The 16,384-nt window shown below is 39.3% G+C and carries 15 protein-coding genes; 10 read left to right on the top strand and 5 right to left on the bottom strand.

The genetic code is table 11. The features are described 5' to 3' along the window. Positions 1–2: 2 nt before the first annotated feature. Entirely contained in the window at positions 3–539 is a 537-nt protein-coding gene (locus tag IEE83_RS04380; RefSeq protein ID WP_194119406.1) for a YfiT family bacillithiol transferase, read from the top strand. A 17-nt stretch (positions 540–556) separates the two neighbouring features. Then, on the top strand, positions 557–694 hold the full coding sequence (locus IEE83_RS33255; RefSeq protein ID WP_194119405.1) for a FeoB-associated Cys-rich membrane protein: 138 nt from the start codon (positions 557–559) through the stop codon (positions 692–694). A 45-nt stretch (positions 695–739) separates the two neighbouring features. Here the strand turns inward: IEE83_RS33255 and acs are convergent, their stop codons facing one another. After that, positions 740–2,629: an acetate--CoA ligase gene (gene acs, locus IEE83_RS04370; RefSeq protein ID WP_194119404.1), complete on the bottom strand. Its 1,890-nt coding sequence runs from the start codon at positions 2,627–2,629 to the stop codon at positions 740–742. 247 nt (positions 2,630–2,876) lie between these two features. On the opposite strand from acs, the gene IEE83_RS04365 reads away from it, so the two are divergent. Both IEE83_RS04365 and IEE83_RS04360 read left to right on the top strand, forming a co-directional pair. Beyond that, complete coding sequence (locus tag IEE83_RS04365; RefSeq protein ID WP_194119403.1) at positions 2,877–4,094, top strand: THUMP-like domain-containing protein; 1,218 nt, start codon at positions 2,877–2,879, stop codon at positions 4,092–4,094. 34 nt (positions 4,095–4,128) lie between these two features. After that, positions 4,129–4,767 (top strand): hypothetical protein, encoded by a 639-nt coding sequence (locus IEE83_RS04360; protein WP_194119402.1) that lies wholly within the window; start codon positions 4,129–4,131, stop codon positions 4,765–4,767. A 56-nt stretch (positions 4,768–4,823) separates the two neighbouring features. On the opposite strand, the gene IEE83_RS04355 is transcribed toward IEE83_RS04360, so the two are convergent. From IEE83_RS04355 to IEE83_RS04345, 3 genes are all read right to left on the bottom strand, one after another. Then, positions 4,824–5,504 carry a helix-turn-helix domain-containing protein gene (locus IEE83_RS04355; RefSeq protein ID WP_194119401.1) on the bottom strand — a complete coding sequence of 227 codons (681 nt, stop codon included), beginning with the start codon at positions 5,502–5,504 and terminating at the stop codon, positions 4,824–4,826. A gap of 139 nt (positions 5,505–5,643) precedes the next feature. After that, the gene (locus tag IEE83_RS04350) at positions 5,644–5,997 is read right to left on the bottom strand and encodes an ArsC family reductase (RefSeq protein WP_194119400.1); all 354 of its coding nucleotides are present in this window, start codon (positions 5,995–5,997) and stop codon (positions 5,644–5,646) included. Positions 5,998–6,047: 50 nt separating this feature from the next. Continuing rightward, entirely contained in the window at positions 6,048–7,445 is a 1,398-nt protein-coding gene (locus tag IEE83_RS04345; protein WP_194119399.1) for a dicarboxylate/amino acid:cation symporter, read from the bottom strand. Between the two features lie 206 nt (positions 7,446–7,651). Between IEE83_RS04345 and IEE83_RS04340 the strand changes: the two genes are divergently transcribed. The 6 genes from IEE83_RS04340 (at position 7,652) to IEE83_RS04315 (ending at position 15,130) form a co-directional block, all read left to right on the top strand. Further along, the gene (locus tag IEE83_RS04340; RefSeq protein ID WP_194119398.1) at positions 7,652–8,089 is read left to right on the top strand and encodes a hypothetical protein; all 438 of its coding nucleotides are present in this window, start codon (positions 7,652–7,654) and stop codon (positions 8,087–8,089) included. Between the two features lie 210 nt (positions 8,090–8,299). Further along, the gene (locus IEE83_RS04335; protein WP_194119397.1) at positions 8,300–9,214 is read left to right on the top strand and encodes an ABC transporter ATP-binding protein; all 915 of its coding nucleotides are present in this window, start codon (positions 8,300–8,302) and stop codon (positions 9,212–9,214) included. A 42-nt stretch (positions 9,215–9,256) separates the two neighbouring features. Further along, positions 9,257–10,585, top strand: coding sequence for an ABC transporter permease (locus IEE83_RS04330; protein ID WP_194119396.1), 1,329 nt, complete (start codon positions 9,257–9,259; stop codon positions 10,583–10,585). 243 nt (positions 10,586–10,828) lie between these two features. Next, positions 10,829–13,807, top strand: coding sequence for a glycosyltransferase family 117 protein (locus tag IEE83_RS04325; protein ID WP_194119395.1), 2,979 nt, complete (start codon positions 10,829–10,831; stop codon positions 13,805–13,807). 166 nt (positions 13,808–13,973) lie between these two features. Continuing rightward, the gene (locus IEE83_RS04320; protein ID WP_194119394.1) at positions 13,974–14,567 is read left to right on the top strand and encodes a Crp/Fnr family transcriptional regulator; all 594 of its coding nucleotides are present in this window, start codon (positions 13,974–13,976) and stop codon (positions 14,565–14,567) included. A 164-nt stretch (positions 14,568–14,731) separates the two neighbouring features. Then, on the top strand, positions 14,732–15,130 hold the full coding sequence (locus tag IEE83_RS04315) for a hypothetical protein (RefSeq protein ID WP_194119393.1): 399 nt from the start codon (positions 14,732–14,734) through the stop codon (positions 15,128–15,130). Between the two features lie 23 nt (positions 15,131–15,153). Here IEE83_RS04315 and IEE83_RS04310 read toward each other — a convergent pair whose 3' ends face one another. Then, positions 15,154–16,347, bottom strand: coding sequence for an endonuclease/exonuclease/phosphatase family protein (locus IEE83_RS04310; RefSeq protein WP_194119392.1), 1,194 nt, complete (start codon positions 16,345–16,347; stop codon positions 15,154–15,156). Between the last annotated feature and the right edge of the window lie 37 nt (positions 16,348–16,384).

The following is a 16,384-nucleotide window of genomic DNA, read 5'->3' as shown; positions in this document are numbered from 1 at the left end:
CCATGGAACTGGAACAGCTTCGTTTTCCTATTGGAAGATTTGTTCCGCAGGACAGTTACACACCTGCTGAAATAAAAACAAATATTCAGATTATCAGTGCTTTGCCTTCTAAATTTATCAATTTATTAGGCAGTTGGGACAATGAAAAATTGAATACACCTTACCGCCCCGATGGCTGGACTGTCAGACAATTAGTGCATCACGTTGCGGATAGTCACATGAATGCCTACGTGCGTTTTCGCCTTGCCTTGACAGAAGATAATCCGACCATAAAACCATATGAAGAACAACTTTGGGCGGAATTGCCGGATGCAAAAGAGGCTCAGGTTGAATTGTCATTGCAATTAATCCGGTATATTCATTTACGCTGGGTATTGCTATTGAATTCTCTGGGAGAGAAGGAATTGGCAAGAACTTATGTCCATCCTGCCAATAATAGCACCAACCGTCTGGATATGGTTATAGCAAATTATGCGTGGCATAGTGAGCATCATTATCAGCAAGCATTTCAGTTGGCTGCGCGGAACAATTGGGCTTGAAAAATTGTTTCCAAGACATGATACAGCAAATAATAATATTCGCTCTTTTTATAGGCGCCGCAAGTTATATTGGTTGGAAGATTTACAAATCTTTTGACAGCAGCGGTGGGTGCGGAAAAGGCTGCGGTTGCAGTTCTGATAAAAAATTAGCTTAAAAAGAATGGCAGATTGAAAATTTCAATCTGCCATTTATATTTTTGTTACAATGCGCCTGCCTTAATATCGTCCACAACGGCCGGATCAAGTAAAGTTGAAATATCTCCAAGACTATCCATTTCTCCTTCGGCCACCTTACGCAAAATACGTCGCATAATTTTCCCTGAACGCGTTTTTGGTAGACCTGAAACAAACTGGATTTTATCCGGTTTAGCAATCGGGCCGATCAATCTTGAAACAGTTGCTGCAATATCCTTGCGCATCATTTCCGGATCGTCCGGTTTACTTTCTGTGATAATATAAGCATAAATTCCTTGTCCTTTGATCTCATGCGGATAACCAACTACGGCCGATTCTACCACACCGAGGTGCATATTGATAGCATTTTCAACCTCAGCGGTACCAATCCGGTGACCGGAAACATTCATTACATCATCCACACGACCAGTAATTCTGTAATTTCCATCTTCATCGCGAAGACATCCGTCTCCGGTGAAATACATTCCCGGGTAGGTAGAGAAATAAGTTTGTTTGCAGCGGTCATGATCTCCATAAGTTGTACGGATAATTCCTGGCCAAGGGAATTTGATACAAAGATTTCCGCTAACCCCATTTCCTTCAATAATTTCACCTTTTTCATCCACCAAAACAGGCTGAATTCCAGGCAAAGGTAAAGTTGCATAGGTTGGTTTTTCTGGCGTAACACCGGCAAGCGATGAAATCATGATACCACCCGTTTCGGTCTGCCACCAGGTATCTACCAGCGGACAATTTCCTTTGCCGATATTTTGCTTAAACCATTGCCACGCTTCTTCGTTAATAGGCTCTCCTACCGAGCCGAGTTTCCGTAAAGATGACAAATCATTATCTTTTACAAATGACAATCCAAAACTCATCAGCGAGCGGATTGCTGTGGGCGCAGTATAGAGAATATTTACTTTATGTTTTGCCACAATCTGCCAGAAACGGCCTGCGTCAGGATAAGTTGGGATTCCTTCAAAAATAAGGGAAGTTGCACCGTAACAAAGCGGTCCGTAAACAATGTAACTATGACCTGTAATCCAGCCAATATCAGCCGTACAGAAATGGATTTCGCCAGGTTCGTATTGAAAAACATTGGCAAAAGTATAAGTTGCGAAAACCATATAACCCGCCACGGTATGCACCACACCTTTTGGCTTTCCAGTTGAGCCAGATGTGTACAAAATGAAAAGCGTATCCTCTGCGTCCATTGGCTCAGCCGGACAAACAGAATCTACTGTTTTTTCTTCCTCTTCCCACCACAAATCTCTTCCTTTTAACATGGAAACAGGCGTGCGGGTACGTGTCATAACGATTACATTTTTAACCGTTTTACACAAATCCAGTGCATTATCCACCGTTTCTTTCATTGGAATTACTTTCTGTCCGCGGAAAGAACCGTCGGAAGTAATTACCATGGTACATTCCGCATCATTAATCCGGTCAGCGATTGATTTGGCAGAAAATCCGCCAAAAACTACTGAATGAACCGCGCCTATTCTGGCACATGCTAGTACTGCAATTGTAAGTTCAGGAACCATAGGCAGATAGATACAAATTCTATCTCCTTTTTTAACGCCATGTTTTTTCAAAACATTGGCAAAACGACAAACGCGGTCGTATAAAACATGATAGGTTATCGTCACCGCCTGATCGTCCGGATCATTTGGCTCCCAGATAATGGCAGGCTGGTCACCTTTATCGGCAAGATGCCTGTCAAGTGCATTTTCGGTGATATTAAGAACTCCGCCTTCGTACCATTTTATGGTTGCTTCTGCGAAATCACCGCTTAAAACTTTTTTCCATGGTTTGCGCCACTGGAATTGCTGGCCAACTTCGGCCCAATAACCTTCGGGATCGTCCACACTTTGCTGGTAGGCAACCTGATACTCTTCAAAGGTTTTAATTCTCATGATTAAAAAAGGTTAACTTAGGAAATTACTATAATAACCGACAATTTATAATTTTCATTTGGTTCGTCCAACTTAAACTAAAACAGATTAACGAAGCTTAATAAAAGGAATTTACTTACTGTGAAGTTATATCACTCTGATTCAAAGGAATCTAGCTCCAGATGTCGTTAACAGGAATTTTTATAAATAAAAAAACTGTAATTTCGGACTTAAAAACAGGAATAAAAACCTGTCCAAATGGAAGATTATGAGCCAAGTTTTGACAAATAAAAATTCATCGGAAACCGGTTTTTCAGAAGCTGAACTTGCTTTTATACAAAAATACAAGGACGACGATGTAACTAAACTGATCTTAAAAGGTACTCAGTTTAAAGATATTGATGTCAAAAAACTTGCCGCCCAGATTCTTTCCAGACAAAAAGCTTCCAAAAAATTACCTGAATGGGCAGCGATTGAAAAACTCATTTTTCCGCCGTCCCTTTCCGTTGAACAAAGCTCCTCGGAGGCTACTGCCAAATATAAATCTTCATTAATACAAGGAAAAATGCTGATTGATATTACCGGCGGTATGGGTGTTGATACCTATTACCTCAGTAAAAATTTTGACAAAACGCATTATTTCGAACAACAGGAAGAAGTTGCGATAACGGCGGAATATAATTTTGGATTACTTTCCGCAAAAAATATCGAAGTGCATAATGCAGATTCTATTGAAGGAATACAGAAAAACAATATGTACGCAGACTGGATTTATGCAGATCCTGCAAGAAGAGATGCAAATAAACAAAAAGTTGTGCTATTGTCGGACTGTGCTCCTGACGTAAAATTTCACCTTTCGGAGCTTTTCAAACACGCTCCAAATGTACTTTTAAAAACTTCTCCGCTACTGGATATTGATCTTGCTGCGCAGGAATTAAAATCCGTCAGAGAAGTTCATGTCATTGGTTACGAACAGGAATGTAAGGAATTGCTTTTTAATATCAACAAAGACTTCGATGACGATTTTGCGATTAAAGCCCGTGTGATAAATCCGGCTGGTGAAATAATTCACGAACTGGATTTTACGCGTAATCAGGAGCGAGAAGCCATTATTGAATTCAACGAGCCGCTTTCCTATCTATATGAACCGCATCCTGCCATATTAAAAGCAGGTGCATTTAAATACTTGTGTACGGCGTTTGATGTCAAAAAACTGGCCCCACATAGTCACCTCTATACTTCTGAAAAACTTGTTTCAAATTTCCCCGGACGAACATTTGAAGTAACTGCAATTTGCAAACCCGATGCAAAAGAAATAGGACAATTTGTGCCAGATAATAAGGCAAATCTGACGATCAGAAATTTTCCCGCAAAAATTGATGACCTGAGAAAAAAATGGCGTCTTAAAGAAGGTGGTGATATCTACCTTTTTGCTACGACCCTTTTTAACCAGAAAAAGACAGTGGTTGTAACAAAAAAATTATAACTGTCTAATCAATTTTTGACTAAAATTTAAGAAAATGAAACTTCAGATTCGTTCAATCGTTCTTGCTGTTGCTTTATTTGTTACAGCTAACCTTTATGCCCAAACGATTTCTCCGGGAAAAGCTACTATTGATAAACAGGAATATTTGGGTTTAAACCTGAACCAGAATATTTCGGACAAATACCTGAGCAAATACTGGGAATCCTACCTGGAAAAATTCGGAAAAGTTAAAAGCAAACGCAGTGTTTACAGCATTGACAAAGCTGCGATAACGTCCATTTCTACAAATCCCGTTACAGTGACAAGTCAGATTACATCAGGAAAGGATCTTTCACAGGTTTTTCTTGCTCTTAATGTTAATGGACAATATATCACAGCGTCAACAGATGAAGGTTATAAAAGCGCGGAAGCATTACTAAAAGATTTTGCAGATTACGCTTCAGTGCGGGAAGATGCGCGTGTGGCTGATGAAGTATTTACGACATCGACAAAAAATTACCAGAAATTGCAGAAGGACAATGACAATACTGCCAAAGACATTGAAAAAACAGAAAAGAAACTTACTGAATTAAAAGCCGAATTGGAAAAGAAAAAACTGGAAGCAGATAATTCCCTTGTTGATTTGCAGAACAAACAAAAGTCGCTTGATGCAGCGAAAAGCAAGATTAAGTAAGAAGGGTAATATTGATTTAACAAAATGAGTCAGTATCAGCCTGACTCATTTTTTGTTTAAATAAGATCAAAAGCCCGGGCATATTGGGCGAAATCATAGTATGAACTTATTGACAATTTCTTCTTAATATTTTTTCGATGTGCATCCACAGTCGCTGATGCAATTCCTAATTCTTCTGATATTTCCGGCGAACTTTTGCCGTAAGAAACCATTTTTAAAATTTCTTTCTCGCGTTTCCCCAAAGTTGAAAATTTTTGATAATTCTCCCGCAGAAAAGTACTTTCTTCCAGCAAACGTTCAGCTTTTGCAGGCATATGTTTCATTTCATCAATGGCCGTAGCCGTGGTGATACATAAAAAAGCATTTCCCTCTTCGTCCTGCATAAATAATTTGGTTGCGCTTATATACCAGGCCCAATTTTCGCTACCCGCAAGTTTCACCTGCTGGAAATAGGAAATACTGCTGTCCATATCATTTTTTGACAGCATCACTTTGAACTTTGGCCAGTAATCATCCGAATCTTCAATATTAAAAAACCGGTGCTGATATTCGGCGCGCATTTGTTTTAACTCATCAAGACTGACACCTAATAGGGATAATCCTTTAGGAGACATATAAACCACCGAAAAATCTTCAATTCTATGTACAATGACAATCGCCGGAAGTTGGTCTGCAATTGCCTCAATTGCCTTAACTCTTTCAGAAATAAGACTTTCAGTGTGTTCGTTGATTAACATTTTGTCAGGATGAGTAGTTTGCGCTGGTTACCGTTTCAAAATCGTGCCAAAGTATAAGAGTGGTATAAACTATGTAATGGATAAAAAGAGAGAGAGCATAAATTTGCTCTCTCATGGAATATTGTCAAAAATACAATTACTATAAAAACGCCCTCTCGAATTCTGTCTCTGAAAAACCAAGGGTAAGGGCTTTTCCAGATGCGTCTTCAATCAGTGGTCTTTTAATCACTGAGTTTTTCGATATCATTAATTTAGTTGCAGACTTTTCGTCTATGACAGATGTTTTTTCTTCATCGGATAATTGTTTCCAGGTCGTTCCGGCTTTATTGACAAGTTTTTCCCATGGAAAAAATTGAAACCAGCCTGTTATCTTTTCTTCGGTGATACCTTTTTTCTTGTAGTCATGAAAAGTATATGCGATACCTTTTTCATCAAGCCAGGTTCTTGCTTTTTTTACTGTGTTGCAATTCGGAATTCCGTATACTGTGAACATAATTATAGCTATCGGCCGTCGGCTATCAGCTTTCGGCTGTTAAAAATAAACTAGGCTGAAACGACTTCCTGTTCCAGAACCTGATCGGATAAACGCATTTTTTCATCGTCCAGTTCTCCTTCCCATCGTGCGATTACTGCGGTTGCCAAACAATTCCCTGTCACATTGACAGAAGTTCGTGCCATATCCATAAGCTCGTCAATTCCCATTAAAAGAAGCACAGGCCATTCAGGCATATTAAAATTGGCGATCGCACCCAACAAAATTACAAGTGTTGCTCTTGGAATTCCTGCAACGCCTTTACTGGTCAGCATCAATAAAAATACCATTGAAAGCTGCTGTCCGATAGACATTTCAGTTCCGGTAGCCTGGGCAACGAAAACAGTTGCAAGTGCAAGATAGAGCGTCGAACCATCCAGATTGAAACTGTAACCCGTTGGCATAACGAAGGAAACAATTTGACGCGGAACACCAAATTTCTCCATTTTCTCCATAGCTTTTGGCAAAGCAGATTCTGAACTTGTGGTAGCAAATGCAATAGAAACGGGCTCGAAAATATTCTTGACAAATTTGATAATCGGAATACGTGCGAACAGCATAATTGGTACAAAAACCAACAAAATGAACGCAGCCAGTGCGCAATATAATGTGGCAAGCATCAACGCAAGGTTTTTCAATACGTCGATTCCCATATGTCCAACCGTTTCCGCGATGGCAGCTCCCACACCAATCGGAGCGAAAAGCATGATAATTTTAGTGAATTTGAACATCACCTCAGCCAAAGTTTCAATTCCGGCTACAAATTTCTCTTTTTTAGCAGCTGGTATCAACGCAAGACTGATCCCGAAAAGAACACTGAATACCACAATTTGTAGCACTTCTCCATGATAAATTGATTTGGCAATATTTTCCGGGAAAGAATGAAGTATAATTTCCTGCCATGTTTGCTCGGCGACTTTTGGTAAAGTAGCACTGAAATTTGCCGGGATAGCAATACCATCACCAGGACGAATCCAGTTAGCAAAAAACAAACCTATTACCAAAGCAAAAGTTGTTACTACTTCAAAATAAAGAAGCGATTTCCAACCCATGCGTCCAACCTGTTTTAAATCGGAATGTCCGGCAATACCTGTAACCAGCGTTGCAAAAAGTAACGGGGCGATTACCGTTTTAATCATTTGCAGGAATATCTGCCGTAAAAAGTGAAGTCCTGTCCCAATTTCCGGAAAATCATATCCTATCTCTGTACCAACCAGCATCGAAATAAGAATAGATGTGGTCAGGTTTTTCTTTATGATCGCAAAAATGATCAGACCAGCCAACGCAGTCCAACGCAAAGCGACTAAAACATCCGTCGAAAACGTAATGATATTGTAAGCGTTGAGTACTGTGGCAAGCGCGGCGATCGTAATAAGAGCCAGATTTACAATAGTAATGTTCTTCTTCATAAAAGAATTTTGGAGATGAGATACCAGTTTGGATTGGTAAACTTAGCTAAAATCGGGTAAAGCCTTGCATGATTGTGCAATCCTTATTTATCAAACAGCAAAATAAATACTATACATTGGACGATTTTATTGAATATTAGTACTATTTTTCCTAGCTTTCTAAAAATAATCAATTGTTTCTCAACTTTTCCAAACTTCTTCACTGAATGAAACCCGGACTTATCCTTGAAAACGAATTGGAGCCAATCTTTTTGGGCAAATTTCCTCCCTTCCCTGAAAATGTAAAAGAATTTCTAGTAAAGTATGGACCTTATGTAATGCTGGTAGGAGCCATTTTCACACTTTTCGGTTTACTCGCCGCCTTTGGAATTGGAACTGCTGCTATTGGTATAGGCATGGCTGCTTACGGCGGAGGTTTCTACATGTACGTTGGCTTGCTGATTGCCACGGTCATTATGATTATGTATCTGATGGCATTTTCTCCACTTCGGGCAAGAAAAAGAGCTGGATGGAATTTACTTTATTATGCCTTAATTTTAAGTCTGATCAGTAACCTTCTTCAACTGGCAATATTCGCTTTTATTGTTGGTGGAGTTCTTGGCTTTTGGGTACTTTTCCAGATACGTGAAAAATATATTTTTTAACGGATAAGTTAATTCACAAATATTGAAAGAGTCGACAAAATGTTGTCGGCTCTTTCTCTTTTTACCACTAATCCGACTATTTGAGCATTTATCAGTTTTCGACTTTGTAAAGCATCTTATACTTTGCATCTTTGGAATACCGATTTTAATAAGCAGAATTTCATGTAAAATCTATATTAAAAAGGCATACGGAAAATTACCTAACACAAGATGAATATTATAGAAGTTCAAAACATTACGAAAGATTATTCCAATCATCGTGCGCTGGATGATGTCAGTCTCAATATTCCCAAAGGCTGTATTTTTGGACTTTTAGGCCCTAATGGTGCCGGAAAAACTTCTCTTATACGTATTATCAACCAAATTACCGGCCCTGATTCCGGACAGGTTTTCTTTGACGGCCAGCCACTTGGTCCGCAGCATATTTCAAAAATTGGTTATCTGCCCGAAGAACGCGGCTTATACAAAAAAATGAAAGTCGGCGAGCAGCTTCTTTATCTTGCCCAACTGAAAGGCTTATCCCAAAAGGAAGCCATGGAAAAACTAAAAATCTGGTTTATCAAGTTTGATATAAAAACCTGGTGGGATAAAAGCGTGTCGGATCTGTCAAAAGGTATGCAGCAAAAAGTACAGTTTGTATCCACAGTTTTGCACGAACCGGCACTGATTATTCTTGATGAACCATTTTCCGGTTTTGATCCGATCAATGCCAATCTGATCCGTGATGAAATTCTGGAACTGAAACAAAAAGGCAGCACGATCATTTTTTCAACCCACCGTATGGAAACAGTTGAAGAACTTTGTGACAATATTGCTCTGATTCACCGTGCCAAAAAAGTACTGGACGGACCAAAATCCTTGATAAAGGAACAATTCAAAACCAATACGTTTTTTGTTGAATATCGTGGAAATCTGAATGGATTGGAACATAAATATCAACTGGAAAAAACCACGCATGGCGAAAATGAATTTCTGCGTACTAATATTCATCTTCCAAACCATATTACCGCGAATGAACTTTTGAGCGATCTTCTTCCACAAGTTGAAATTCGTTCTTTTGGTGAAAATATTCCTACCATGAGTGATATTTTCATGCGTGCGGTCAACGAAGTTCCCGAAGCCTGATCTTCATCGATATTAAAAATACTCTCTAACTAAATTAAGATAATGCGAAATATATTTCTGGTTATAAAAAGGGAATACATGGTTCGGGTGAAGAAAAAGTCATTTTTGATCATGACGATTCTTGCCCCGGTACTTTTTGTAGGAGGATATGCCCTGGTAATCTGGATGGCGATCAGTTCGGTGGATAGCAAAACGGTTCAGGTTGTTGATGAAAGCGGACTTTTCACTAATGAATTTAAGGATTCAGAATCGATCAAATTTTCCTATCTCAAATCTTCAATTGATTCTGCAAAAATTCATTTTGCCGGAGGTGAGGCCAATGCGTTGGTTTATATTCCCAAAAATGTAATTACCTCGCCCAAAAGTGTGAGGATCTATGCCGCTAAAAATGTGAGTATGGAGCTTAAATCTGATATTGAGTATGTTATTGAAAAACAGATTGAAAATATTAAACTTTCGGAAGCCGGTATAACTCATAAAATTCTGGAAGATTCCCGGGTCAATGTCCATTCTGAAACCATAAGTCTGAGCGAAGAAGGTGAAAAAACGAGTAGCTCTGGTGCGGCGACGGTCATTGGCGGAATTTGCGCATTCCTTATCTATATGTCTGTTTTTATTTACGGAACTCAGGTAATGCGCGGCGTAACGGAAGAAAAAACAAGCCGGATCGTGGAAGTAATTATTTCTTCGGTAAAACCTTATCAGCTGATGATGGGGAAAATAATCGGTGTGGCATTGGTTGGATTAACACAATTTATACTCTGGATTTTTCTTACCATTTCACTTACAGCCGTCGCTTCCAATGTTTTGAGTGCAAAAATTCCAAAAGATTCCAAGCAGATTCAACAGGAAATGCAAAAAATTCAGAAAGGCATGCCGGCTTCTCAAATGGCAGCTTCGGGTGTTGATAACCCGGTTGCTGAGGTTCTGGGTGCTGTTAACAGTTTGAATATTCCACTAATTGTTTCCTGCTTTTTGTTTTATTATCTGGGTGGGTATTTGTTTTACAGCGCACTTTTTGGTGCTGTCGGAGCTGCCGTGGATAATGACGCAGACACTCAGCAATTTATGCTGCCTATTACCTTACCAATAATTTTCTCCTTTGTTTTTGCCCAGTTCGTACTTCGGGATCCTGATGGAAACCTCGCGTTCTGGACTTCCATGATTCCGTTCACGTCGCCGATCATTATGATGGTTCGGATACCGTTTGGTGTCCCTGCCTGGCAGATTGCCTTGTCGATGGTTTTTCTTGTTCTGGGCTTTATCGGCACAATATGGGTTGCATCGCGTATTTACCGGGTTGGTATATTGATGTATGGCAAAAAGGTTACCTACAAAGAACTGGCGAAATGGATTTTTTATAAAGTTTAATAAAAATCTAATGCCTCATTCTGTGGCTTTACTGCACTTTTAGGATAAGATTGTATTCTTAAAAATTGTCATAAACAAATCGTTTAACACTTTTTAAGATCTCTTAACCCTTGCCGTTGAGGTTATTTTGCTAATTTTGAGGCACCGATTAAATATGCAGTTATTTTTTGGAGAAATGTGGCTGGATAAAACTGTCCAAAAACTCCCTAATTACCTTTAAACTCATAACCATAAACTATTATAATGACCCGTTTCAACCGTTCCAACAACCTTACGGGTTGGATTGTTTTCGCCATTGCATTTCTAACATACGCACTTACCGTTGAACGAACGGCCAGCTTTTGGGATTGCGGCGAATTTATTGCCTGTGCATTCAAGTTACAGGTTCCTCACCCACCGGGAGCTCCCTTTTTCCTTTTGATCGGAAGAATTTTCTCCATGTTTGCTTTCGGTGATCTTACCAATGTTGCTTACTGGGTCAATATGGTTTCAGTACTCAGCAGTGCTTTTACCATTCTTTTCCTGTTCTGGACTATCACGCTTTTAGCCCGTAAAATAATTGGCAAAACGGACGAGGAATTAACTCAGGGAGATATTCTTCTTCTTATGGGTTCAGGCGTTGTTGGTGCTTTGGCATATACCTGGTCTGATTCATTCTGGTTTTCAGCTGTTGAAGCGGAAGTTTACGGAATGTCATCTTTCTTTACAGCCATTGTAATCTGGGCTGTTTTCAAATGGGAGCGCATCGAAGATCCAGCTGCTGAAAACCGCTGGTTAATTTTCACGGCTTATCTGGTTGGACTTTCTATCGGTGTCCATTTGCTTAACCTTGTTACAATTCCTGCTCTTGCGTTGGTTTATTATTTCAAAAAATATCCTAAACCAGGCGTTTTTGGAGGAGTAATTGCATTTGTTGGAGGTCTTGTTATACTGGCTATTATTAACTCCGGAATTATCCCTGGACTTCCAAGTATCGCTGGTAAATTCGAGATATTTTTCGTCAACTCACTTGGTCTTCCTTTTAAATCCGGTGTAATATTCTTTATCATTATTTTCCTTGGCTCATTGATTTGGGGCATTATTTATTCTCAGAGAAAAGCGAAGGTTTTATTGAATACCGGTCTTTTATCACTTGCTTTTATTTTGGTTGGTTATGCGTGTTACCTGATGGTTCTGGTACGTGCAGAATACAATCCGCCAATCAATGAAAATAACCCGAATGACGTTCTTAGTTTCGTTTCTTATTTGAAAAGAGAGCAATACGGAAGTCGTCCTTTGTTATACGGACCATCTTTTGTATCCCGCCCCACAAGCCAGAAACGTGGTGCCCCGATGTACCGCAAAGAAGCCGGAAAATATACAATCTACGATTACCGTCCGGAATACGAATACGAACCAGGCAGCAGCATGCTTTTGCCTCGTATGTATAGCACGCAAGCAGGTCACCCGCAGCTTTATCAGCAAATGACAGGACTGGCCGAGGGACAAAAACCTACAATGGCGCATAACCTCTCTTTCATGTTTTCATACCAGATCGGGCATATGTACTGGCGTTATTTCCTTTGGAATTTCGTTGGCCGTGAAAGTGATGAAGAAGGTGCAGGAAATCTTTTACCATGGGATGCGTTTAAAAAATTCCCGTCTATTATTGAAAACAACAAGGCGCATGACAACTTCTTTATGCTGCCGTTTATCCTTGGACTTTTTGGTGTTGTGATCATGTATTTCCGCCGTCAGCGCGATTTACTTGTTCTTGGATTGCTATTTTTACTAACCGGTGTTGCACTTGTTGTTTACCTGAACTCACCTCCTACCGAGCCGCGTGAACGGGATTATATTTATGTCGGTTCATTCTACATTTTCTGTATGTGGATTGGTATTGGCGTCATTGCTTTGGCAGATGGATTGAACAAAATTGTCAAAAATTCATTGGCCCGCGCCGGTGTTGCAACCGGAATAAGTCTGATCGTTCCTGTTATTATGGGAGCAAAAGGCTGGGATAATCACAACCGTGATCACCGTTACCATTCAGTTGATTTTGCAAAAAACCTACTGAATTCCTGCGCTCCTAATGCGATTTTGTTTACAGGTGGTGATAACGATACGTTCCCTCTGTGGTACGTTCAGGAAGTGGAAGGATTCAGAACGGATGTTCGCGTTTGTAACCTAAGTCTTTTGGGTACCGACTGGTATATTGACCAGATGAAACGTAAAACGTATTTGTCAGAGGCACTTCCGATTTCCTTGGATAAAAACAATTATGCTTTTGGCAAGAATGACATTGTTCCTTTTTATGAAATACCAAGTGTTAAAAATGGTATCAATTTGAAAGAATATATGGGACTGGTAAAACAGGAAAATAAAGCCATTCAGGTGCCGCTTACGAGTGGTGATATGACTTCGATTTTGCCATCATCTATCCTTTTCCTTCCAGTGGATGTTGAAGCTGTGAAGAAAATGAATATTATCAAAAGTGATCTTTTGCCTTATCTAAGCGATTCTATCAGCTGGACTGTTGGGAAAGGTGATTTGTACAAATCGGATCTGATGATGCTTGATATGATTGCTACCAACGACTGGAAAAGACCAATTTATTTCTCTTCAACGTTGGGCGGATCGAGCTATCTTAATCTGAAAGAATACATGCAATTGGAAGGTTATGCCTACCGTTTGCTGCCTGTGAAAGTTCCGGGTGCTTCTGACGGTTATGTGAATTCAGATATCATGTACAAGAATTTGATGACGAAAATGTTTTGGAGAGATCTTGACAATCCAAAAACATATTACGACAACACATATCTTGGTTCTCCAATATTTACAGCACGTATCGCTTTCCTAAGATTGGCCGGTCAGCTGATTGCAGATGGTAAAACAGGCGAAGCGAAAAAAGCAATGGAAAAGGCATTGACCGTGATGCCGGACAAGAGTATTCCCTACGATCAGATTTCTTCGAATTTCATCGGGACACTTTTTGATCTTGGCGAAACGAAAAAGGCACTTGAAATTGCTGACGTAATGGCAAATCGCTCAGACGAAAACCTGACCTGGTCAAGAGAAAATCCTACTACCAAACGCCGTGACAGCCAGGTAGATTTATACATTCTGCAAACGATTGTTCATGAATGTAAAGAGGCTAAACAAGAAGCTGCTGCTAAAAAATATGAAGCTATTTTCCAGAAACATATGGCAGCTTTTAACATGTACGGAAATCCGGCTCAGTAAGTCAATCTGATTAAAAAAAACGGGAGCTATACTGATAGCTCCCGTTTTTTTTAAACCGGACGAAGAAATACTATTTCTTTTCTTCAAAAATGAGTAATTTTAAAATCAACGGTATGAAAATCAGCAACGGGTATTTCTTGAAAAGTATTATTTTTCATGCCAACGTATGCACAAAATTTTCGCGTTACTCTGTAACTACAACATTATAAGTGAGAGAACTTACAATGCAGTTCTTCAAAAACTTGTTATATCTGAATTTAAACAGGGTACTATTTTAATTTCGCCTGAGCGCCCACAGGATATGGTTTACTTCATCGCAGAAGGTATCACACGTAATTTTTATCGTCATCATGACCAGGAATGGACGCATGGTTTTGACATGGCAGGTGATTGTATCATGACCTCCGCTACTTTTGTTGATGACGAATTATCGATGGACTATGTCGAAACGTGCACGGATGTCAAGCTTTATGGTATAAGCAAAAAGGATTTCCAGGCACTCATGCTCATGAATCCTGATCTTGAAAAGGTATCAGGGAAAATTCTGGAAAGAAGGTTAACCCGTTTTGAAAAAAGAATGCAGGACCTTTACACTTTGACCGAAGAAGATCTTTTTGTAAAATTTGGTAAAGATTTTCCAGCTATTTTTTTCCAGGTTGATGACAGGCACATTGCAAGCTATCTTCGCATGAGTACAAGCATGTTTTCAAAGTTGAAGAAGAAAGCAATCCTTGAAAAAAAATCAGGAATCACATTATAAAATTTTATTCGAATGGCGCTTAAATATTAAGCGTTATTCGAATAAAAATTCGATATTGTGTACTAATTAACGCCTCCTCTTTTAAGTTTTCTAAACTTGTGAATAATTCCGGATACATTTTAAATGTTTCCAGATTTGTCTGTGAATTATTGTAAAAATGGAGTATGCGTACCTTATTGATTTCTGCTTTTAGTGTTTTTTTGATTTACGGGCTGTCGGCATGCAGCGATTCAGCCCCCTCTTCTTCCATGGTCCAGTTTCTGGTAACCAATAAATCCACTTCTAAAATAAACCGGTTAACGGTATTTCTGGAAGAAAAAGATACAACCAGAACCCGTCTTGTAGATTCGGTTTTCATTACCAATATTCCAGACAACCTTCCGATCAGACTTACTTACGATATTGATAAAAATTCCTCAACAGGAAATTACAGATTAGTTGCTTTGGGTCGTGTAAAGAAATGGAGTGTCGACTTTGGAAAGTTTTCAGCAAAATCGGATTCCGACCCTGATCACCTTTATAATCTGGAAATTCTTGAAGATACGGTAGCGGTTATACCATAAAAAAGGAGCCCAAGCTCCATTTTTTAATCCAGTTTTACTTTGACCCAAACCAGCCTGTGGTCTGAGCTTGATTCTCTTTTTTCTACGAGATCATACATCGGTTCACCTTTCGAAGGCCAGAAAACGCCGCTGTCAATTATTTTAAATCCTGCTTTTGATGGCAAAACATAATCTGCTCGCATACGCCAGAATGCCGTATGATTTTTTGCAAATGGATTATTGGCTGAATGTTCAGTACCTCCTTTGCTTTGTGGTGCATTTTCACTGATAAGTTTCGGATGTGCCAGTAAAGATCGTATTCCTTCACCAATTGCATTTCCTTCATCAGGAGATGCATTCTGATCTCCTAAAATTACGAAAGAGGTATTTGGTGCTAGACCACCATGCACACCTTTGTCATCGTAAATATATTTGTTGTTAGAATCACTGATATAATCTTTCCAAAACCTGATCTCATCATGATTTCGCTTACCATTTCTATCTTCTGCACCATCAAATGAAGGCGGTGTAGGATGGCTGGCCAGAAAGTGAATTGTTTTATTTCCAACCTTCACTGGAACATCCCAATGTGATTTTGATGATAATGGAAAACTTGCCCAGGCTTCCGGAGCATACCAATCGCTTCCATCAGCCTTCACAGTTTTCAAAAATCCCGGCATATCCTTCCATTTGAAATTTTGAAAAGTTCTCACTTTCGAAAGATCGATTGGATATCTTGAAATCAACATCATCGCATACTGACCGGGATATAAACCAAAACCCCAGGCATCAGCACCAAATTTTCCTGCAACTCCATTATTATCCAGATCGTACGGACTTGACTGTCCGGTATTTACCGTTCCATAATAGTAATATGGGTAATCTATACTTTTCGCACCATCCTGATCTTTTGCCAGATATCCTTTAATAAATTGTAAAACACCCTGATTTGGATCTTTTATATAGTCGAACTCATTCAGCAATATCACATCCGGACGAACCGTCTGGATTATTTTAGCGATGTTTTTTATCTGTTGATTATTTCCCGAAGCCAGTTCATTAATCAATATTTTTTCCGAAAGATCAGGCGTTCCTTTTTTAACATAATTTTCCGACTCCATACTAACATTGTAAGTCGCGAAAGTCAATTCCTTTGGAGTAGTTTGGGCTTCAAGCTGCATTCCTGAACAAAACATAGTGAGGCCAAATACGGATGCTTTTAAAATATTATAATTCATAAATTTTTTGTTATTGCTGCCAGCAAAGTTACTTGTC

This window comes from Dyadobacter subterraneus, assembly GCF_015221875.1.
Classification (GTDB): domain Bacteria; phylum Bacteroidota; class Bacteroidia; order Cytophagales; family Spirosomataceae; genus Dyadobacter; species Dyadobacter subterraneus.
Note: the sequence above shows the minus strand (reverse complement) of the source record. Positions and strands in the feature narration are given on the sequence as shown.

Bases quoted from the DNA above. Each gene is read 5' to 3' on its own strand.
- IEE83_RS04380 (WP_194119406.1), top strand. From the start codon at position 3: ATGGAACTGGAACAGCTTCGTTTTCCTATTGGAAGATTTGTTCCGCAG.
- IEE83_RS33255 (WP_194119405.1), top strand. From the start codon at position 557: ATGATACAGCAAATAATAATATTCGCTCTTTTTATAGGCGCCGCAAGT.
- acs (WP_194119404.1), bottom strand. From the start codon at position 2,629: ATGAGAATTAAAACCTTTGAAGAGTATCAGGTTGCCTACCAGCAAAGT.
- IEE83_RS04365 (WP_194119403.1), top strand. From the start codon at position 2,877: ATGAGCCAAGTTTTGACAAATAAAAATTCATCGGAAACCGGTTTTTCA.
- IEE83_RS04360 (WP_194119402.1), top strand. From the start codon at position 4,129: ATGAAACTTCAGATTCGTTCAATCGTTCTTGCTGTTGCTTTATTTGTT.
- IEE83_RS04355 (WP_194119401.1), bottom strand. From the start codon at position 5,504: ATGTTAATCAACGAACACACTGAAAGTCTTATTTCTGAAAGAGTTAAG.
- IEE83_RS04350 (WP_194119400.1), bottom strand. From the start codon at position 5,997: ATGTTCACAGTATACGGAATTCCGAATTGCAACACAGTAAAAAAAGCA.
- IEE83_RS04345 (WP_194119399.1), bottom strand. From the start codon at position 7,445: ATGAAGAAGAACATTACTATTGTAAATCTGGCTCTTATTACGATCGCC.
- IEE83_RS04340 (WP_194119398.1), top strand. From the start codon at position 7,652: ATGAAACCCGGACTTATCCTTGAAAACGAATTGGAGCCAATCTTTTTG.
- IEE83_RS04335 (WP_194119397.1), top strand. From the start codon at position 8,300: ATGAATATTATAGAAGTTCAAAACATTACGAAAGATTATTCCAATCAT.
- IEE83_RS04330 (WP_194119396.1), top strand. From the start codon at position 9,257: ATGCGAAATATATTTCTGGTTATAAAAAGGGAATACATGGTTCGGGTG.
- IEE83_RS04325 (WP_194119395.1), top strand. From the start codon at position 10,829: ATGACCCGTTTCAACCGTTCCAACAACCTTACGGGTTGGATTGTTTTC.
- IEE83_RS04320 (WP_194119394.1), top strand. From the start codon at position 13,974: ATGCACAAAATTTTCGCGTTACTCTGTAACTACAACATTATAAGTGAG.
- IEE83_RS04315 (WP_194119393.1), top strand. From the start codon at position 14,732: ATGCGTACCTTATTGATTTCTGCTTTTAGTGTTTTTTTGATTTACGGG.
- IEE83_RS04310 (WP_194119392.1), bottom strand. From the start codon at position 16,347: ATGAATTATAATATTTTAAAAGCATCCGTATTTGGCCTCACTATGTTT.